Origin of the sequence: Nocardioides salarius, from assembly GCF_016907435.1 — a bacterium.
GTDB classification, from domain to species: Bacteria; Actinomycetota; Actinomycetes; order Propionibacteriales; family Nocardioidaceae; genus Nocardioides; species Nocardioides salarius.
In genome coordinates, this window is the sequence record NZ_JAFBBZ010000001.1 from 2,809,296 (window position 1) to 2,827,242 (window position 17,947).

Below are 17,947 nucleotides of genomic sequence, written 5' to 3' on the forward strand. Positions count from 1 at the left end.
GGGAACAGATCGTCCACGCCCGGGTAACAGGACGGGGCCCGTGGCCACCAAGGTGGCAACGCCCGGGCGCGGGCTCCTACGAGGCGCGCATCCAGGAGCGGGCCAGGCGTCCCCACGCGGTCGGCTCGCCGCTGAGACCGCGGCCCAGCGACATCGGGTCGCCGGCGTGGTCCGCCCACACCCAGAACAGCGCGCCGACGTCGTGCTGGTCGGCCCAGTCGAGGTAGCCCTCCACCCAGCCGTCGAGGGGGTCGGTGGCGCCGAGCTCGCTGGTCAGCACCGGGACGGTGCGCGCCAGCGGGGCCAGCACGTCGTCCCAGCACCCGCGGTCGGCGCACTCCTTGAAGTCGTAGGCGTGGAAGGCCGCCACCAGCTGGTCGTCGTCGGGGGCGAACTCGGACCAGCGCGACAGGTCGTTGGCGTAGTCCAGCCCGCCGAGCAGCACCGGCTGCTCCGCACCGGCCGCGCGGATCGCGTCGACCACGGCCCGCATGCCCTGGGCGGCGTACGTCGTGCGGCCGGTCGTGGCGGTCCGGTCGTCCTCCGCCGGCGCGGCGCAGCCGCCGTCGCGCCAGCACTCCCAGGTCAGGTCGAAGACCAGCCGGTCGGTGGCGTCGTAGCGGGAGTACGGCTCGTTGAAGGCGTCGAACATCACCGACGGGTTGTCGGCGTGGGTCTCGGCCACCGAGCGCCAGAACGCCAGGGACTCCGCGTCGGGCATCGCCAGGTTGCCGAACTCGGGGGTGCCGATGCGTTTGCGGCTGTGCAGGTCGAGCACCACCACCAGTCCCTCGGCGTTGAGGGCCTCGACGAACGCGCCGACGTGGGCGCGGTAGCCCGCCGGTGTCCGCTCGGCGTACTCGTCGCTGACCGGGGCGGCGCGGGTGCCCAGCCAGCAGTCCTGGTTGAGCGGCAGGCGCACCGTGTCGGCGCCCCAGGCGGCGATGGCACGGGCCTGGGTGGCCATCGGGTCGGTGCCGCCGGCCTCGAGCGAGGAGAAGCCCCAGCCCTGGGCGCAGGCGTACTCGAGGCTGCTCCAGTTGACCCCCCGCGGTACCCAGGGACGCCCGGTGCGCTGGTCGACGAGGCGGTTGCCCTCGACCACCGGCCGCGGTGCGGCGGAGAGGGCCGAGGCCGGCTCGCGGTCGAGGACGCGGACCACGACCACCGCCGAGACGGCCGCAACGAGCAGCAGCAGGGCAGCGCCCAGCACCAGCAGGACGCGCACGGGCGGTCGGCGCACGACGCCCCCCTCCTGTGCCGTCGGCTCGGGAGATCCTACGACCGAACCGGGCCTAGGGTGTGGCCCATGAGCGAGACCGTCTTCACCTACGCCGCCCCCGCGCTGAAGTTCGGCACCGGCGCCTCCGCCGAGATCGGCCACGACCTGCTGGGCCACGGGGCCCGCCGGGTGCTCCTGGTCACCGACCCCGGCGTCGCCGCGACCGGGGCGCCCGCACGCATCGCCGAGCAGGTCACCGCCCGCGGCCTCGAGGTGACGACGTACGACGGCGTGCACGTCGAGCCCACCGACGAGTCGATGGCGCACGCGATCGCCTTCGCGCGCGACGCCGGCCCCTTCGACGCGATCCTGGCCGTCGGCGGCGGCTCGGCCATCGACACCGCGAAGGCGGTCAACCTGCTGACCACCAACCCCGGTGAGCTGATGGACTACGTCAACGCGCCGGTCGGCAGGGCGCAGGCGCCGGTCAACCGGCTGCTGCCGCTGGTGGCGGTGCCGACCACCACCGGCACCGGCTCGGAGAGCACCACCATCTGCGTGCTCGACGTGCTCTCGCTGCACGTCAAGACCGGCATCAGCCACCCGGCGCTGCGCCCGACGATGGCGGTGGTCGACCCGGCCCTGACCATGGGCCAGCCGACGATGGTCACCGCGGCGGCCGGGATGGACATCCTGTGCCACGCCCTGGAGAGCTGGACCGCGAAGTGGTTCGCCGACTTCGACGCCAAGACGCCCGAGCAGCGGGTGCCCTACTGCGGGGCCAACCCGATCGCCGACCTGTGGTCGGAGAAGGCGATGTCGCTGCTGGCGACGTCGTTCCGCGCCGCGGTCGCCGACGGCAGCGACGTGGTGGCGCGCGAGCAGATGGCGCTGGCCGCCACCTTCGCGGGGCTGGGCTTCGGCAACGCCGGCGTGCACATCCCGCACGCCAACGCCTACCCGGTCGCCGGCCGGGTGCGCGACTACCGGCCCGAGGGCTACCCGCAGGACGAGGCGATGGTGCCGCACGGGATGGCGGTCACGCTGACCGCGCCCGAGGCGTTCCGCTTCACCTACGAGGCCTCCCCGGAGCGGCACCTGGCCGCGGCCCGGCTGCTCGACCCGACGCTGGGCTCCTCGGCCACCGGCCCCGACGTGCTGCCGGACGTGCTGGCCACCCTGATGCGCGACATCGGCATCCCCAACGGGCTCGCCGAGGTCGGCTACGGCGAGGGCGACGTCGACGACCTGGTCGACGGGGCCCTCAAGCAGCAGCGGCTGCTGGCCACCGCGCCCCGCGAGGTGCGCGCCGAGGACCTCGCCGCGATCTTCCGCAGCTCCATGCGGCACTGGTGAGACCAGGCGCCGTGAGACCGGGCGCCGCGGCTCACCGGCCCTCCGCGACAATGGAGGCGTGAGCCAGACGCTGAGCAGCACCGACGTCGTCGCCGAGCTTCGCCGCCGGGGCGTGGGCGACGTCGACGACTCGACGCTGGCGCGCGCGCTCTACTCCACCGACGCCTCGCTCTACCGGGTGCCGCCCCGCGTCGTCGTACGACCGCGGCACCGCGACGAGCTGCTCGCCACGCTCGACGCCTCGCGGGCGACCGGGGTGCCGCTGACGATGCGCGGCGCCGGCACCTCGATCGCCGGCAACGCGGTCGGGCCCGGCATCGTCGTCGACACCTCGCGCCACCTCGACCGGGTGCTGGCCATCGACGCCGAGGCCGGCACGGCCGTGGTCGAGCCGGGCACCGTGCACGCCACCCTGCAGCGCGCCGCCCTGGCCCAGGGCCTGCGCTTCGGGCCCGACCCCTCGACGCACCCGCGCTGCACCATCGGCGGGATGATCGGCAACAACGCCTGCGGCTCGCGCGCGCTCGGCTACGGCCGCACCGCCGACAACGTGGTGGGCCTCGACGTCGCCTTCGGCACCGGCGAGGTGTGGACCGGCGGCGGGCCGTCGGCGGCCGGCGACGCGCTGGCCGCGATCACCGACGCCTCGCTGGGCCACGTGCGCACCGAGTTCGGCCGCTTCACCCGCCAGGTCAGCGGCTACTCCTACGAGCACCTGCTGCCCGAGAACGGCCGGCGCCTCGAGCGGTTCCTCGCCGGCTCCGAGGGCACCCTCGGCGTCGTGCTGGGTGCGACCGTGCGGCTGGTGCCCGACGAGCCGGTGCGCCAGATGCTGGTGCTGGGCTACCCCTCGATGGTCGAGGCCGCCGACGCGGTGCCGGCGATCCTGGCCGCGGCACGCACCCCCGGTGGTCCCGACGCGCACGGCAGCCCGAGCGGCTCGCCGCTGGTGGCCTGCGAGGGCCTCGACGCCCGCATCGTCGACCTGGTGCGCGGGCGCGGCAGCAGCGTGCCCGACCTGCCGCGCGGCGGCGGCTGGCTCTTCGTCGAGCTCACCGACCCCGGCCTCGTCGGGCCCGTGCTGGCGGCCGCCGAGCCGCTCGAGCACCGCCTGGTCACCGACGCCCGCGAGTCCGCCGCCCTCTGGCGCATCCGCGAGGACGGCGCCGGCCTGGCCGCCCGCTCGCTCGAGCGCCAGGCGCTCTCGGGCTGGGAGGACGCGGCGGTACCGCCCGAGCGTCTCGGGGCGTGGCTGCGCGACTTCGACGAGCTGCTCGAGGGCCACGAGCTCCAGGGCGTGCCCTACGGCCACTTCGGCGACGGCTGCGTGCACGTGCGCATCGACTTCGACTTCACCGACCGCGACAGCGACCCCGACGCCGGGCGCCGCCGCTTCCGCGAGTTCCTGACCGCCTGCGCGCACAAGCTGCGCGAGCACGGCGGCTCGCTCTCGGGCGAGCACGGCGACGGCCGGGCCCGCTCCGAGCTGCTGTCGGTGATGTACGACGAGGAGTCGCTGCGGCTCTTCGGCGCGGCGAAGGCGGCGTGCGACCCCGACGACCTGCTCAACCCCGGGGTGCTGGTCGACCCCGATCCGTTCGACGCCCACCTGCGCCCGGCCCGCCCGCGCCACGAGCCGCGCACGGTGCTGCGGCTGCTGCACGACGAGGGCTCGCTGGGCACGGCCGTGCACCGCTGCACCGGCGTCGGCAAGTGCGTGGCCCCGCACACCGCGACCAGCGGCGTGATGTGCCCGTCGTGGCAGGCCACGCGCAACGAGAAGGACTCCACCCGCGGGCGTGCCCGGGTGCTGCAGGAGGCCCTCGACGGCGAGCTCGTGCAGGGCCTGGGCGACCCGGCCGTGGCCGAGGCGCTCGACCTGTGCCTGGCCTGCAAGGGCTGTGCCTCCGACTGCCCGACCGGGGTCGACATGGCCAGCTACAAGGCCGAGGCGCTGCACCAGCGCCACGACGGCGAGGGCGCCACCGAGCGCCGTCCGCGCAGCCACCTGACCCTGGGCCGGCTGCCGATGTGGGCGCGCCTGGCCGCCCCGCTCGCCCCGGTGGTCAACCGCGGCCTGCGGCTGCGGCCGCTGGCGCGCCTGGCCAAGGCCACCGGCGGCATCGACCAGCGCCGCTCCATCCCCGACTTCGCCCCGCGCACGCTGCGCCGTGGCGCCACCACCGCCCGGCTGCGCGACACCCGGCCCGACGAGGCCCCCGACGTGTGGGTCTGGGCCGACTCCTTCACCGACCACTTCCTGCCCGGCTCGGGCCACGCCGCCATCGAGGTGCTCGAGGCCGCCGGGCTGCGGGTGCGCGTCATCGACGAGACCGCCTGCTGCGGACTGACCTGGATCACCACCGGCCAGCTCACCAGGGCCCGGGCGATCGCGGCGCGCACCGCGGCGACCCTGGCGGCGTACGTCGCCACCGGCACGCCGGTCGTGGGCCTCGAGCCGTCGTGCCTGGCCACCCTGCGCAGCGACCTCGTCGAGCTCAGCGACGACCCGCGCGCCCAGCAGGTCGCCGAGGGCGTGCTCACCTTCGCCGAGCTCGCCACCCGCCTCGACCTGCCGCTGCCCGACCTCGCCGGGGTGCAGGTCGTGGCCCAGCCGCACTGCCACCAGCACGCCGTGCTCGGCTGGGACGCCGACCAGGCGCTGCTCGAGCGCGCCGGCGCCACCGTCACCCGGGTCGCCGGCTGCTGCGGGCTGGCCGGCAACTTCGGCATGGAGAAGGGCCACTACGACGTCTCGGTCGCGGTCGCCGAGACGCACCTGCTGCCGGCGGTGCGCTCGCAGCCCGACGCGGTGGTGCTCGCCGACGGCATGTCCTGCCGCGTGCAGCTCGACGACCTGGCGGGCGTGCCGACGATGCACCTGGCCGAGCTGTGGGCTTCTAGGCTGGGGCGGTGATGTGCCCGTGAACCCCCGCCAGCGACGCCTCGTCATCCCCGTGGCCCTCGGCGCGCTGCTGCTGATCGTCGTCATCGCCTCGCTGGTCTGAGGAGCACCATGAGCGAGCCCCTGCTCCGCGGCCTGGCCCGGATGCGCAGCCACCTGCTCGACTCGGACGCGCTCGTGCGCGCGGTCGCCTCCGGGCGGCAGAAGAGCGGCACACCGCAGTGGCGCCGCGTCGAGCTGCGCTACGTCGACCTCAAGGCCGGTCGCCACCTGCAGGTCACGTCGTACGACGAGCAGCAGGCGCACACCGCCAACCACGCCGTCGGCGAGCCGAGGCAGCCCAGCCCGGCCCGTGACGCCGTCGACGCGCTGCTCGACGAGCCCTTCGGCAACTGGCACGTCGAGACGACCACGCAGAGCCACCAGCTGCGGGTGACCAAGAAGGGCGAGGCGCTGGTGCACACCAGCGACCGCTCGGAGGCGCTCGAGGCCAGCCGCGGGCACGACCGCGGCAAGGAGCGGCTGCTGCCCGAGGACGACCCGCTCTTCCGCGAGCTCGGCCTCACCGACGCCCAGGGCCGGCTCAAGCCGAGCCGCCAGGCGAAGTACCGCCAGGTCGAGGAGTTCCTGCGCCTGCTCGACACCACGGTCGTCGAGGCCGTCGAGAAGGGCCACCTGCGCCGGCCCACCGAGGCCGAGCCGCTGCGCGTGGTCGACCTGGGCTGCGGCAACGCCTACCTGACCTTCGCCGCGCACCGCTACCTCTCCCACGTGCGCTCGCTGCCGGTCGCGATCACCGGCGTCGACGTCAAGGAGCAGTCGCGCGAGCACAACAGCGCCGTGGCCGGCCGGCTCGGCGCCGACGCCAGCTTCGTGGTCGGCACCATCGCCGACGCGCAGGTCGACCCCGCCCCCGAGGTGGTGCTGGCCCTGCACGCCTGCGACACCGCCACCGACGAGGCGCTGGCCCGCGCCGTGGCCTGGGGTGCGCCGGTCGTGCTCGCGGCGCCCTGCTGCCACCACGACGTCGCCGCCCAGCTGCGCCGCGCGCCCACGCCGTCGCCGTACGCCGCGCTGACCCGCCACGGCATCCTGCGCGAGCGCTTCGCCGACACCCTCACCGACGCGCTGCGCGCCTCGCTGATGCGCCTGGCCGGCTACAAGGTCGACGTGGTGCAGTTCGTGGAGAGCCAGCACACCCCGCGCAACACCCTGCTGCGCGCCACCCGCACCGGCTCGCCGGTGCGCGGCGGCACGCTGCGCACGGAGTACGACGACCTGGTCGCCACCTGGGGGCTCACGCCCCGGCTGGCGGTGCTCCTCGGCCAGGACCAGCAGCAGGACCAGCAGGATGCGGGTGCCTGACCGGCTGCGGGGGCCGCTGGTGGCCCTCGCCCTGGCCGCCCCCTTCGCGGTGGGGCTGGCCGCGCACGCCGCCGGCGGCGGCGACGCCGAGGTCGTGCTCACCTTCGCCGACCCCGAGGTCCTGGAGTCGAGCGGGCTGGTGGCCGCCGACGGGCTGCTCCTGACCACCAACGACTCCGGCGACAGCGGCCGGGTCTTCGCGGTCGGGCCCGAGGGCCGCACCGTCGGGGTCACCACGTGGGCCGACGAGCCCACCGACGTCGAGGCCCTGGCCCCGGCCGGCCCCGGGCAGGTGTGGGTCGGTGACATCGGCGACAACCCGGGCTCGCGCGGCTCGGTCAGCGTGGCCCGGGTGCCCGTGGGGCGCGGCGCGATCGACGCGCGCACCGAGGCCGCGGGTGCGACGTACGAGCTGGTCTACCCGGGCGGTGCCCGTGACGCCGAGACGCTGCTGAGCCACCCGCGCACCGGGCGGCTCTACGTGGCCTCCAAGAGCTTCTTCGGCGGCGCCCTCTACGAGGCGCCGGCCCGGCTCGACCCCGACGCGCCCAACGAGCTGCGCGAGGTCGGCGGCGTGCTGCCGATCGCCACCGACGGGGCGTTCTGGCCCGACGGACGCCACCTCGTGGTCCGTGGCTACGCCGACGCGGTGGTCTACGCGTGGCCCTCGCTGGCCGAGGTCGGCGAGCTCGAGCTGCCCGACCAGCAGCAGGGCGAGGGCATCGCCGTGACCGACGACGGCCGGGTGCTGGTGAGCACCGAGGGCCAGTTCACCGACGTGCTCGAGGTGCCGCTGCCCGACGACGTGGCACGGGCGGTGGCGCCCGAGCCCGAGCCCCCGCCGGAGCCGACCGCCGAGCCGGAGCAGCCGGGGCAGCCGGACGCCGAGCCGGTCGACCGGGCCCAGGACGAGAGCCTGCGCACGGTCCCGCTGGCCTGGCTGCTGGGCGCGCTCACCGCCGTGGTGCTGGCCACGCTGCTGCTCGCCCGCGCCGTGCGCCGCCGCTGACGCGAGCCGTCACACGTGCGGGTGGTACGGCGCGGCCGTCGCGCTGGCTACCTTCTGGCCCATGGTGCGGCTGCGCAGGACCTCTCCCGACCAGCCGGGCTGGGCCCGGCGGCGTGCCGGGCGCGGGTTCGTCTACCTCGACGCGGGCGGTGAGCGCCTGCCCGACGAGGACACCCAGCGGGTCCGCGACCTCGTCATCCCGCCGGCGTGGAAGGACGTGTGGGTGACCCCGCACGAGAACGGCCACCTGCAGGCCGTCGGCACCGACGACGCCGGTCGCCGCCAGTACCTCTACCACCCGGCGTGGCGCGAGAAGCGCGACGCGGAGAAGTTCGACCGGATGCTCGAGTTCGGCAAGGGGCTGACCCGGGCCCGCGAGCTGGTGGTCAAGGACCTGGGCACGGAGGGAATGCCGCTGGAGCGCGCGTGCGCCGCGGCGGTGCGCCTGCTCGACCTGGGCTACTTCCGCATCGGCAACGACGTCTACGCCGACGAGAACGGCTCCTTCGGGCTGACCACGCTCGAGCGCCGGCACGTGCGGCGCCGCCAGGACCGGCTGGTCTTCACCTTCACCGGCAAGTCGGGGGTCGACCACCGCATCGAGATCGACGACGCCACCGTCATCGAGGCGCTCGAGGTCATGCGCCGCCGCCGCGGGGGAGACCTGCGGCTGCTGTCCTACAAGCAGGGCCGGTCGTGGCGCAGCGTGCTGCCCGACCTGGTCAACGAGTACGTGCGCGCCTCGACCGGGCTCGAGGCCACCGCCAAGGACTTCCGCACCTGGCACGCGACGGTGCTGGCCGCCGCGGCCCTCGCCGAGACCAGCGAGCACGGCGAGTCGGCGGCCTCGCGCAAGCGGGCGGTGGCCGGGGCGATGAAGGAGGTCTCCGGCTTCCTGGGCAACACCCCCACCCTGGCGCGGTCCTCGTACGTCGACCCGCGGGTCGTCGAGGCCTACGAGGAGGGCCGCACCATCGCGGGCACCACCCGCCTCCACCACGACACCCCCGACCAGCGGCAGGCCGCGCTCGAGCGCGCGACCCTGCGGCTGATCCGCGACTCCTGAGGAGGGGCATGCAGATCACCGTCGTGCGCGACGACATCACCACCCAGGCCGTCGACGCGGTCGTCAACGCCGCCAACCGCCGGATGCGCGGCGGCGGCGGGGTCGACGGCGCGATCCACGCCGCAGGCGGCCCCGCGGTGCTCGAGGACTGCCGGCGCCGCTTCCCCGACGGCCTGGCCACGGGCGACGCCGGCTGGACCACCGCCGGCGAGCTGCCGGCACGGTGGGTGGTGCACGTCGTCGGCCCCGACCGCACCGCGGGCGAGACCGACCGCCGGCTGCTGGTCTCGTGCTACGCCCGGGCCCTGGAGGTGGCCGACGAGCTCGGCGCCCGCAGCCTGGCGCTGCCGCTGGTCGGCGCGGGCGTCTACGGCTGGTCGGCCTCCGACTCGGTCACCGCCGCGCTCGAGGTGCTGCGCACCTGCGACTCCGGGCTCGAGGAGGCCCGCTTCGTGGCGTTCGGCCAGGCGGCCTACGACGTGGTCAGCGCGGCCCTGTAGGGCTCGCGGCGATCCGGAAGCCCTGGTTGCCGCTCGCGCTGTCGGGGGTGTTCGAGGTCCGCGCGCCCACCCGGTAGCGGGTGCAGTACGACGCGTGGCACAGGTAGGAGCCGCCGCGCATGACCCGCTGGCCCGGGGCGCCGGGGCGGTCCCACACGCCGTCGACCCACTCCCAGACGTTGCCGGCCATGTCGTGCAGCCCGTGGCCGTTGGGCGCGAACGCGGTCACCGGGGAGGTGCCGCGGTAGCCGTCGTCGGCGGTGTTGCGGGTCGGGAAGGCGCCCTGCCAGATGTTGCAGCGGTGCTCGCCGCCGGGGGTCAGCTCGTCGCCCCACGGGTAGCGCGCCTGCTCCAGCCCGCCGCGCGCGGCGTACTCCCACTCGGCCTCGGTGGGCAGCCGCGCGCCGGCCCACGCGGCGTACGCCGCCGCGTCGTGGAAGGACACGTGCACGACGGGGTGGTCGCCGCGCCCGGCCAGGTCGCTGCCGGGGCCCTCGGGGGAGCGCCAGGTCGCGCCGTCGACGCCGCACCACCACGGGGTGCCGGGCACCCGCGGCGAGACCTTGCGCAGCGGCCCGGGCAGGAACCCCGCGAAGACGAACGACCAGCCCAGCCGCTCGGACTCGGTGACCCAGCCGGTGGCGTCGACGAACGCGGCGTACTCGTCGTTGGTGACGCTGGTGCGCCCGATCGCGAACGGAGCGACCTGGACGGGGCGCACCGGGCCCTCGTGGTCGTCCGGGGAGCCCTCGGGGTCCTCGCTGCCCATGGCGAAGACGCCGCCGGGCAGGTCGACGAGCGCCGGCAGCGCGGGCGCGGCGCCGGCGCTGGCTGGCGCCGGCGGCGGGGGTGCGGCCGCATCGGGGGGACCGCCGGGACGGCCGGGGCTGCAGCAGGACGACATGACAGGTCACAATCTACCGGGGCCGCAGTGGCCCGGGCCGTGGCGGAGGAGGACACGTGGGGCAGGCAGAGGACCGCTGGCCGGGGTGGGTCTACGACGAGGGCGTCGAGCCCGACCCGCGCTTCAGCTTCGCCAACGAGCGCACCTTCCTGGCCTGGATCCGCACCGCGCTGGCGCTGGTGGCCGCGGGCGTGGCGGTCGACGTGATCGACCTCGACGCCTCCGCCGCGCTGCAGCGCGCGCTGGCGACCGTGCTCGTGGTCGCCGGCCTGGCCTGCGCGGTGCTGGCGTGGGTGCGCTGGGCGCGCTCGGAGCGGGCGATGCGCCGCGGCGTCCCGCTGCCGTCGGGCGGTGCCGCGGCGGCGCTGGCGGGCGCGGTCGTGGTGGCCGCCGGCGTGCTGGTCCTCGTGCTGTGAGCCCGGTCGCCGGACGGCCGGAGCCGCCGGGGCTGGCCAACGAGCGCACCGCCCTGGCCTGGCAGCGCACGGCGCTCTCCGTCGTGGTCGCGGCGCTGGTGGTGGCTCGTCTCACCATCGGCCGGGTCGGTCTGGGCGTGGTGCTGCTGGCCGCTGCCGGTGCCGTGCTGGGCGGGTGGGTGGCGCTCGAGGGGCTGGCGCGCTACCGCGCGCGCCACGGCGAGCCGAGGCCCGGCCCCGGCCGGGGCGGCCGGGCGACGCTGCTGCTGACCGGCACCGTCGTGCTGGTGGCGCTCACCGAGCTCGCCGCGCTGCTGCTCGGCTGAGCCCGCCCGACCTCAGAGTCGCTCGACGACCCAGTCGACGCAGCGGGTGAGCGCGACGACGTCGTCGGGGTCGACCGCGGGGAACATGCCCACCCGCAGCTGGTTGCGGCCCAGGCTGCGGTAGGGCTCGACGTCGACGACGCCGTTGGCGCGCAGCACCGACCTGACGGTGGCGCCGGGCACCGCGTCGTCGAGGTCGACGGTGCCGACCACCAGCGAGCGGTGGGCGGGGTCGGTGACGAAGGGGCTGGCCCAGGCCCGCTGCTCGGCCCAGGCGTAGAGGTGCTGCGACGAGCGGGTGGTGCGCTCGACGGCCGCCGGCAGCCCGCCCAGGCCGTTGAGCCGGTCGAGCTGCTCGGCGAGCAGGAACAGGGTGGCCACGGCCGGGGTGTTGTAGGTCTGCTGCTTGCGCGAGTTGTCGATGGCGGTCGGCAGGTCGAGGAAGGCCGGTACGTAGCGCTCCGAGGCCGCGATCCGCCCGGCCCGCTCGAGCGCCGCGGGCGACATGACGGCGACCCACAGCCCGCCGTCGGAGGCCAGGCCCTTCTGGGGGGCGAAGTAGTAGACGTCGGTGTGGCGGAGGTCGACGGGCAGCCCGCCGGCCCCCGAGGTCGCGTCGACCAGCACCAGGGCGCCCGGGTCGGTCCCCTCGGGCCGCACGACGGGCGCCATCACACCGGTGGAGGTCTCGTTGTGGGCCCAGGCGTAGGCGTCGACGCCGGCCTCCGCGAGCGGCTCGGCGAGGGAGCCCGCGGGGGCGCTGCGCACCGACGGCTCCTCCAGCCAGGGCGCGCCGGCGACCGCGGTGGCGAACTTGGAGGTGAACTCGCCGTAGGTCAGGTGCTGGCTGCGCCGCTCGACCAGCCCGTGGGTGGCGACGTCCCAGAAGGCGGTCGAGCCGCCGTTGCCCAGCACCACCTCGTGGTCCTCGGGCACGTCGAGCAGGGCGCGCACGCCCTCGACCACCCGGCCCACCAGCGAGCGCACCGGTGCCTGCCGGTGCGAGGTGCCCATCAGCGTCGCCCCGGTCGCGGCGAGCGCGTCGAGGTGGGCGGTGGGCACCTTCGACGGCCCGGAGCCGAAGCGGCCGTCGCCGGGCAGCAGGTCGTCGGGGATGCGCAGGTCCACCACGGGGTCGCTCACAGGACCTATTGTCCCTGCTGACCGCAGGCTGCCCGCAACGGGTGGTGGCAGCGGCGGCCCGAGGCGAGGAGCCGTGATGACGAGGAACGACCTGCCCGACACCGCGCGCACCCGCATCGGGCTGCGCGTCCTGGGGGGCGTGCTGCTGCTGGTCGGCGGTGCGGTCTTCGCCTGGGGCATCACCACCGTCTTCGGCTACGACGGCTACGACTCGCCGCCGGGCCTGGCCATCGCCGCCTTCCTCGGTGGCATGCCGGTCGCGGTCGTCGGCCTGGGCATGCTCAACGCGAGCACCATCGGTGCGCAGTCGCGCTACGTCGCGGGCGAGACGATGCCCACGCTCAAGCAGTCGGCGGCCTACCTCTCCGACGGGGAGGGCATCATGGGCGTCGGACGCACGGTCGACGACCGGGAGCGCGGCACCGCTGCCGCCGGCGGCCCGTACTGCCGCTCGTGCGGGGTGCGCAACGACGAGGACGCGAGGTTCTGTGACGGGTGTGGCGCGTCCCTCGCCTGAGGGCACCTTCGAGCTGGAGCGGGTCGGCTTCGCGCACCCCGACGTGACGCGGTTGGTCACCGAGGTCCAGGCGTTCTACACCGAGCGCTACGGCGGACCCGACGAGACGCCGCTCGACCCCGCGATGTTCGAGCCGCCCACCGGCAGCTTCTACGTCGGCCGGCTCGACGGCGAGCCGGTCGCGACCGGGGCGTGGCGGCGCAGCGACGTGGTCACCTTCCCCGGCCTGGTCACGGTCGAGGTCAAGCGCATGTACGTCGCCCCGCGGGCCCAGCGGCGCGGCCTCGCGCGGCGCATCCTCGCCCACCTCGAGCGCAGCGCCGCCGAGAGTGGAGCCCGGGCCGTGGTGCTCGAGACCGGCACCATGCAGCCGGAGGCGATCGCGCTCTACACGTCCTCGGGCTACGAGCCGGTGCCGGGCTTCGGGTTCTACAAGGACGCACCGCTCTCGCGGTGCTTCGGCAAGCTGCTCTGACGCGCCCGGCCGGACCTCACCCGTCGGGGGCGTACCCCGGCGGCGGGCGGGTCGTTGAGGGAGCATGAGCAGCACCACCGACCTCCCCCAGCAGCCCCACCAGATCGTGGCGGGTGCGCTCGAGCGCCTGTCCGAGGCGTTCGGTGCCCGCGACGTGGAGGCCGCGGTCGACTGCTTCTCGCCCGACGGTGCCGTCTACGGCGACGACCTCGGGGAGCACGCGCACGGCGCCGAGGAGCTGCGGCCCTTCCTGGCCGAGCTCTTCGAGGAGGCCTTCACGATCACCTGGGAGACCGGGGCGACGGGGGAGACGGGCGGGACCTGGTCGCGGCGCCGCGGCGACGTGCTGTGGTTCGTCTCCGAGGCCGAGGCCGTCCTCGACTACCCCGACGGGCTGCGCGAGCGGGTGCGCTTCCAGCTCTCCGGCATCCTCAGCGCCACCGACGGCCGCTGGCGCTTCGAGCTGTTCAACGGCGCCCAGCCGGTCTCGCCCAGCCGCGAGCTGCTGGTCAGGGCCGGCTGATCAGGGCCGGTCGATCAGGGGGCGAGGCTGACGACGGCGTACCGCTCGTCGTCGATGCGCTTGCCCCACAGCTGCGGGTCGGGCAGCGGGTGCACCGAGCCGGTGCGCCCGACGGCGCCCAGCGCCGCCACGACCTCCTGAGCGGTCAGCCCGCCGCGGGTGCCGTCGCCCTGCGACCAGTAGCCCTCGACCAGCACCAGGCGCCCCTCGGGGGCGAGCAGCGCCGACCAGCGCCGCAGCGCCTCGACGGGGTCGGGCATGGCCCACAGCACGTGGCGCGACAGCACCACGTCGTAGTCGCCGGGGGCCAGGGGCGGGTCGTAGGCGTCGGCCTCGGTGACGTTGACGTCGGGCTCGTGGGCGGTCTTGGTCAGCGCCCGCTCCACCATCTCGGGGGAGAAGTCGATCCCGTCGACGGCGTGGCCGTGCTCGGCGAGCAGCAGCGCCAGCGTGCCGGTGCCGCAGCCGAGGTCGGCGACCCGGCTCGCGGGCGGGGGGAGCAGGTCGTGCATCAGCCGCGACCAGGCAGCGCGCACCGCAGGGTCGAGCAGGCCGTGGTCGGCGGCGAGGTCGAAGCCGGGGGCCTCGGCGTCCCATAGTCGGACAGCATCGCGGCTGGTCATGGCCGACGACCCTAGGCCATCGCCACCCCTTCGGGCGAGCGGTGCCGGGGAGTGGGTCCGGCCGGTGCGGACGGGTAGACAGGGACGATGAGCGATGACGCCGATGCCCTGACCCGTGCCGAGCTGATGCAGCGCGCCCGCGACGCCGACGTGGCCGGCCGGTCCACGATGACCAAGGAGCAGCTGGCGCAGGCGGTGGGGGCCGGCACGCAGACCGGCTCACGGGTCGAGGCCTTCCGCTCCCTGGCGCTGCAGCGGGCGCGCGGCGAGATGGTCTTCCTGCCCCGCCACCTCAGCGGGCTGGAGCGCCGCCGCCACGTGCGCCAGACGATCCGCGAGGACCACGAGACCCGGATCTCCAGCCGTAGCCAGGACGCGGAGGAGAAGTTCGAGAAGCTGCACGACTCGCTGTTCTCGTTCTTCCGCGGCACCTGCCTGCTGTTCTACCGCGACCTGGCCGGCGAGGACGCCTGGATGCCGACGGTGCTGACCCTGGGCGACGTGCACCCGGAGAACTTCGGGGTGATGCCCAGCGCCGACGACGTGCCGATCTTCGGCGTCAACGACTTCGACGAGGCCTACTACGCGCCGTTCACCTGGGACCTCAAGCGCGGCGCCACGGGCTTCGTCATCGCCGCGCAGGAGGAGGGCGGCCACGGGCGCAAGCAGCAGCGCCGGATCGCCGCCGCGTTCGTGCGGGGCTACGTCGAGGCGATGCGCGGCTACGCCACCGACGCCACCGAGCAGCAGGGCCAGATGCGCGAGGACAACGCGCCGAAGATCATCCGCCGGCTCTTCGAGTCGGCCAAGGAGGAGCGCGACGGCTGGCTGGCGCGCAAGTACCACGACGAGTACCGCCGCGGCTTCCGCGCCGACGACGAGCACGTGCCGGTGACCTCGCGGGTGCCGGAGTTCCAGGAGGCGCTCGAGCGCTTCGTGCGGGAGAACGACATCGAGGTGCCGGCGCGGGCCGGCTCGATGCGGGTCAAGGACGTGTGCCAGCGACTCGGGCAGGGCACCGCCTCGCTGGGCCTGCCGCGCTACTACCTGATGGTCGAGGGCCCCAACGCCGACGGCACCGACGACCTGCTGCTCGAGCTCAAGCAGGCACGGCGCTCGGCGCTGGCCGGGCTGGTGCCGCCCTCGGAGTACGTCGTCGACGGCAACGCCGACCGGATCTCGCATGCCCAGGGCGTGCACCTGGTGCGCGGCGACCGGTTCTACGGGGCCGTCGAGATGGACGGGCTGAGCTTCATGGTGCGCGAGCGCTCGCCGTACCGCGACGACATCGACCTCGACGAGCTCTCCGACAAGCAGTGGCGCAGGTACGCCGCCATCTGCGGCGCCTCGCTCGCGCAGTCGCACGCGCTCTCCGACGAGGCGGGCCTGGTCGACCACGACATCGAGCCCGACGTGCTGGAGGCGATCGGCCCCGAGGAGCTCTTCGTGCAGGACATCGTGGAGTACGCCGCCGAGGCGGCCGACCGGGTGCGGGCCGACCACCGGCACTTCCGCTCCGACCAGGAGCTGGGGGCCTTCGCGATGGTCGACCGCGTCTTCCGCTGAGGGGTGCTCCGGGCCGGCCCGCGAGGGCGGGCCGGCCGGAGCGGGGGCTCAGGCGCCCCAGGCCTCCTGCCAGCCCTCGATCTCCGAGGCCGGGCGCGAGCCCGGGCCGGTGTAGACCGCGGAGGGGCGGATCAGGCGACCGGTGCGCTTCTGCTCCAGGATGTGCGCCGACCAGCCGCCGGTGCGGGCGCAGGTGAACATCGAGGTGAACATGTTGGCCGGCACCTCGGCGAAGTCGAGGACGATCGCGGCCCAGAACTCCACGTTGGTCTCGAGCACGCGGTCGGGGCGGCGCTCGCGCAGCTCCTTGAGGGCCGCCTGCTCGAGGGCCTCGGCGACGGCGTAGCGCGGCGCGTCGAGCTCCTTGGCGGTGCGGCGCAGCACCCGGGCACGGGGGTCCTCGGCGCGGTAGACGCGGTGGCCGAAGCCCATCAGCCGCTCGCCGCGGTCGAGCAGGCCCTTGACGTAGGCCTCGGCGTCGCCGGACTCCTCGACGTCGGAGATCATCCCGAGCACGCGGCTCGGGGCGCCGCCGTGCAGCGGGCCCGACATCGCGCCGATGGCGCCGGAGAAGGCGGCGGCCACGTCGGCACCGGTGGAGGTGATGACGCGGGCGGTGAAGGTGGAGGCGTTCATGCCGTGCTCGGCCGCGCTGCTCCAGTAGGCGTCGATGGCCTTGACGTGCTTGGGGTCGGCCTCGCCCTTCCAGCGGATCAGGAACTTCTCGGCGAGGGTCGCGCCCTCGTCGACCTCCTTCTGGGGCACGACGGCCTTGTTGAGACCGCGCGCCGACTGGGCGGCGTACGACAGGACCATGACGGCCAGGCGGCCGATGTCCTCGCGGGCCTGCTCGTCGGAGATGTCGTAGGTCTGGCCGAAGCCGAAGGCCGGCGCGAGCATCGCGACCGCGGCCTGCACGTCGACGCGGACGTCACCGGTGTGCACCGGCAGGTTGAAGGGCTCGGCCGGGGCCAGGCCGGGGGTGTAGGCACCGTCGATCAGCAGACCCCAGACGTTCTCGAAGGGGACCCGGCCGACGATGTCCTCGATGTCGACGCCGCGGTAGCGGAGCGCGGACCCCTCCTTGTCGGGCTCGGCGATCTCCGTCTCGAAGGCGACGACGCCCTCCAGCCCGTGGTGTACCTCGGTCATCGCATGACTCCTGTGTCGTGTGCGGCTGCGTCCAAACCGTCGCATTGTGTCAGTGATGCTGCCCGCGCGGCACGCGGCGGTCCAGGACCCCGCGGGGTGGTCGCCCGCTGGCTACCGTGAGGACCATGCCCGAGCCCTCCGACGTGACGTCCCCGCAGCTGCGCGCCCTGCGCCAGGAGTACGCCGCCGCCGGCCTCACCGAGGCCGGGCTCGCCCCCGACCCGTGGACCATGTTCGGGCGCTGGTTCGACGAGGCGCGGGCGGCCGGGCTGCACGAGCCCAACGCGGTCGTGGTGGCCACCGCCTCCGCCGACGGCGCGCCCTCCGCGCGCACGGTGCTGCTCAAGGGGCTCGACGACGGGGCCGGGCGGCAGGGCTTCGTCTTCTACACCAACCACGGCTCGCGCAAGGGCGCCGACCTCGAGGCCAACCCCCGCGCCGCGCTGCTCTTCCCGTGGCACCCGCTCGAGCGGCAGGTGCGCGTCGACGGCGTCGTCGAGCGGCTCTCGCGCGAGGTGGTCGCCGCCTACTTCGCCGAGCGCCCGCGCGGCTCGCAGCTCGGCGCCTGGGCCTCGGCCCAGTCCTCGCCGGTCGCCGGCCGCGAGGAGCTCGAGGCGGCGTACGCCGCGGCCGAGCAGCGCTTCGCCGGTGCCCCCGTGCCGGTGCCCGGCGGCTGGGGCGGCTACGTCGTGCTGCCCGAGGCCGTGGAGTTCTGGCAGGGCCGGCCCAGCCGCCTGCACGACCGGCTGGTCTACCGCCGCTCGGACGCCGGGTGGTCGGTGGAGCGGCTGGCGCCCTGACGGGTCGTGGTCTGGGTCGTGGCCCCTGGCCGCGGCATGGCGCGTCCCCAGGCACACGACCGGGTCGCCGAGTAGCCGC

Annotated in this window: 18 protein-coding genes; 13 read left to right on the plus strand and 5 right to left on the minus strand. The window is 75.1% G+C overall.

The features are described from left to right. Positions 1 to 76: 76 nt before the first annotated feature. Positions 77 to 1,243: a glycoside hydrolase family 5 protein gene (locus JOE61_RS13505; protein WP_193668633.1), complete on the minus strand. Its 1,167-nt coding sequence runs from the start codon at positions 1,241 to 1,243 to the stop codon at positions 77 to 79. A 66-nt stretch (positions 1,244 to 1,309) separates the two neighbouring features. Here JOE61_RS13505 and JOE61_RS13510 point away from each other — a divergent pair, with 66 nt between their 5' ends. The 6 genes from JOE61_RS13510 (at position 1,310) to JOE61_RS13535 (ending at position 9,423) form a co-directional block, all read left to right on the plus strand. Further along, entirely contained in the window at positions 1,310 to 2,578 is a 1,269-nt protein-coding gene (locus tag JOE61_RS13510; RefSeq protein WP_193668632.1) for a hydroxyacid-oxoacid transhydrogenase, read from the plus strand. A 58-nt stretch (positions 2,579 to 2,636) separates the two neighbouring features. Continuing rightward, positions 2,637 to 5,495 (plus strand): FAD-binding and (Fe-S)-binding domain-containing protein, encoded by a 2,859-nt coding sequence (locus tag JOE61_RS13515; RefSeq protein ID WP_193668631.1) that lies wholly within the window; start codon positions 2,637 to 2,639, stop codon positions 5,493 to 5,495. A gap of 99 nt (positions 5,496 to 5,594) precedes the next feature. Further along, positions 5,595 to 6,848: a class I SAM-dependent methyltransferase gene (locus tag JOE61_RS13520; protein WP_193668630.1), complete on the plus strand. Its 1,254-nt coding sequence runs from the start codon at positions 5,595 to 5,597 to the stop codon at positions 6,846 to 6,848. Further along, positions 6,841 to 7,857, plus strand: coding sequence for a hypothetical protein (locus tag JOE61_RS13525; RefSeq protein ID WP_193668629.1), 1,017 nt, complete (start codon positions 6,841 to 6,843; stop codon positions 7,855 to 7,857). The genes JOE61_RS13520 and JOE61_RS13525 overlap by 8 nt, the downstream gene beginning before the upstream one ends. Before the next feature lie 61 nt (positions 7,858 to 7,918). Beyond that, complete coding sequence (locus tag JOE61_RS13530) at positions 7,919 to 8,923, plus strand: DNA topoisomerase IB (RefSeq protein WP_193668628.1); 1,005 nt, start codon at positions 7,919 to 7,921, stop codon at positions 8,921 to 8,923. 8 nt (positions 8,924 to 8,931) lie between these two features. Further along, the gene (locus JOE61_RS13535) at positions 8,932 to 9,423 is read left to right on the plus strand and encodes a macro domain-containing protein (RefSeq protein WP_193668627.1); all 492 of its coding nucleotides are present in this window, start codon (positions 8,932 to 8,934) and stop codon (positions 9,421 to 9,423) included. On the opposite strand, the gene JOE61_RS13540 is transcribed toward JOE61_RS13535, so the two are convergent. Next, positions 9,407 to 10,327 (minus strand): formylglycine-generating enzyme family protein, encoded by a 921-nt coding sequence (locus JOE61_RS13540; RefSeq protein ID WP_193668626.1) that lies wholly within the window; start codon positions 10,325 to 10,327, stop codon positions 9,407 to 9,409. The genes JOE61_RS13535 and JOE61_RS13540 overlap by 17 nt on opposite strands. A gap of 56 nt (positions 10,328 to 10,383) precedes the next feature. On the opposite strand from JOE61_RS13540, the gene JOE61_RS13545 reads away from it, so the two are divergent. Next, on the plus strand, positions 10,384 to 10,743 hold the full coding sequence (locus JOE61_RS13545) for a DUF202 domain-containing protein (protein ID WP_193668625.1): 360 nt from the start codon (positions 10,384 to 10,386) through the stop codon (positions 10,741 to 10,743). Next, positions 10,740 to 11,069, plus strand: a complete 330-nt coding sequence (locus JOE61_RS13550) for a DUF202 domain-containing protein (protein WP_193668624.1) — start codon at positions 10,740 to 10,742, stop codon at positions 11,067 to 11,069. Before JOE61_RS13545 ends, JOE61_RS13550 begins: the two co-directional genes overlap by 4 nt. Positions 11,070 to 11,081: 12 nt before the next feature. Here JOE61_RS13550 and serC read toward each other — a convergent pair whose 3' ends face one another. Beyond that, positions 11,082 to 12,221 carry a phosphoserine transaminase gene (gene serC, locus JOE61_RS13555; protein ID WP_372440101.1) on the minus strand — a complete coding sequence of 380 codons (1,140 nt, stop codon included), beginning with the start codon at positions 12,219 to 12,221 and terminating at the stop codon, positions 11,082 to 11,084. A gap of 67 nt (positions 12,222 to 12,288) precedes the next feature. Here serC and JOE61_RS13560 point away from each other — a divergent pair, with 67 nt between their 5' ends. The 3 genes from JOE61_RS13560 to JOE61_RS13570 all read left to right on the plus strand — a co-directional run bounded on the left by JOE61_RS13560 (position 12,289) and on the right by JOE61_RS13570 (position 13,727). Then, positions 12,289 to 12,729, plus strand: a complete 441-nt coding sequence (locus JOE61_RS13560) for a zinc ribbon domain-containing protein (protein ID WP_193668623.1) — start codon at positions 12,289 to 12,291, stop codon at positions 12,727 to 12,729. Further along, a complete protein-coding gene (locus JOE61_RS13565; protein ID WP_193668622.1) occupies positions 12,710 to 13,204 on the plus strand; it encodes a GNAT family N-acetyltransferase in 495 nt (164 codons plus the stop codon). The genes JOE61_RS13560 and JOE61_RS13565 overlap by 20 nt, the downstream gene beginning before the upstream one ends. 64 nt (positions 13,205 to 13,268) lie before the next feature. Next, complete coding sequence (locus JOE61_RS13570) at positions 13,269 to 13,727, plus strand: YybH family protein (protein WP_193668621.1); 459 nt, start codon at positions 13,269 to 13,271, stop codon at positions 13,725 to 13,727. A gap of 14 nt (positions 13,728 to 13,741) precedes the next feature. On the opposite strand, the gene JOE61_RS13575 is transcribed toward JOE61_RS13570, so the two are convergent. After that, positions 13,742 to 14,350, minus strand: coding sequence for a class I SAM-dependent methyltransferase (locus tag JOE61_RS13575; RefSeq protein ID WP_193668620.1), 609 nt, complete (start codon positions 14,348 to 14,350; stop codon positions 13,742 to 13,744). A gap of 87 nt (positions 14,351 to 14,437) precedes the next feature. Here JOE61_RS13575 and JOE61_RS13580 point away from each other — a divergent pair, with 87 nt between their 5' ends. Then, positions 14,438 to 15,916 (plus strand): DUF2252 domain-containing protein, encoded by a 1,479-nt coding sequence (locus JOE61_RS13580; protein ID WP_193668619.1) that lies wholly within the window; start codon positions 14,438 to 14,440, stop codon positions 15,914 to 15,916. 48 nt (positions 15,917 to 15,964) lie between these two features. On the opposite strand, the gene JOE61_RS13585 is transcribed toward JOE61_RS13580, so the two are convergent. After that, positions 15,965 to 17,068, minus strand: coding sequence for a citrate synthase 2 (locus JOE61_RS13585; protein WP_193668618.1), 1,104 nt, complete (start codon positions 17,066 to 17,068; stop codon positions 15,965 to 15,967). Between the two features lie 125 nt (positions 17,069 to 17,193). Here JOE61_RS13585 and pdxH point away from each other — a divergent pair, with 125 nt between their 5' ends. Next, positions 17,194 to 17,868, plus strand: a complete 675-nt coding sequence (gene pdxH / locus JOE61_RS13590; protein ID WP_193668617.1) for a pyridoxamine 5'-phosphate oxidase — start codon at positions 17,194 to 17,196, stop codon at positions 17,866 to 17,868. Positions 17,869 to 17,947 lie beyond the last annotated feature (79 nt).

Excerpts from the sequence above, each read along its gene's own strand:
- JOE61_RS13510 (WP_193668632.1), top strand. The coding sequence starts at position 1,310 with ATGAGCGAGACCGTCTTCACCTACGCCGCCCCCGCGCTGAAGTTCGGC.
- JOE61_RS13520 (WP_193668630.1), top strand. The coding sequence starts at position 5,595 with ATGAGCGAGCCCCTGCTCCGCGGCCTGGCCCGGATGCGCAGCCACCTG.
- JOE61_RS13530 (WP_193668628.1), top strand. The coding sequence starts at position 7,919 with ATGGTGCGGCTGCGCAGGACCTCTCCCGACCAGCCGGGCTGGGCCCGG.
- JOE61_RS13535 (WP_193668627.1), top strand. The coding sequence starts at position 8,932 with ATGCAGATCACCGTCGTGCGCGACGACATCACCACCCAGGCCGTCGAC.
- JOE61_RS13540 (WP_193668626.1), bottom strand. The coding sequence starts at position 10,327 with ATGTCGTCCTGCTGCAGCCCCGGCCGTCCCGGCGGTCCCCCCGATGCG.
- JOE61_RS13560 (WP_193668623.1), top strand. The coding sequence starts at position 12,289 with ATGACGAGGAACGACCTGCCCGACACCGCGCGCACCCGCATCGGGCTG.
- JOE61_RS13570 (WP_193668621.1), top strand. The coding sequence starts at position 13,269 with ATGAGCAGCACCACCGACCTCCCCCAGCAGCCCCACCAGATCGTGGCG.
- JOE61_RS13575 (WP_193668620.1), bottom strand. The coding sequence starts at position 14,350 with ATGACCAGCCGCGATGCTGTCCGACTATGGGACGCCGAGGCCCCCGGC.
- JOE61_RS13580 (WP_193668619.1), top strand. The coding sequence starts at position 14,438 with ATGAGCGATGACGCCGATGCCCTGACCCGTGCCGAGCTGATGCAGCGC.
- JOE61_RS13585 (WP_193668618.1), bottom strand. The coding sequence starts at position 17,068 with ATGACCGAGGTACACCACGGGCTGGAGGGCGTCGTCGCCTTCGAGACG.
- pdxH (WP_193668617.1), top strand. The coding sequence starts at position 17,194 with ATGCCCGAGCCCTCCGACGTGACGTCCCCGCAGCTGCGCGCCCTGCGC.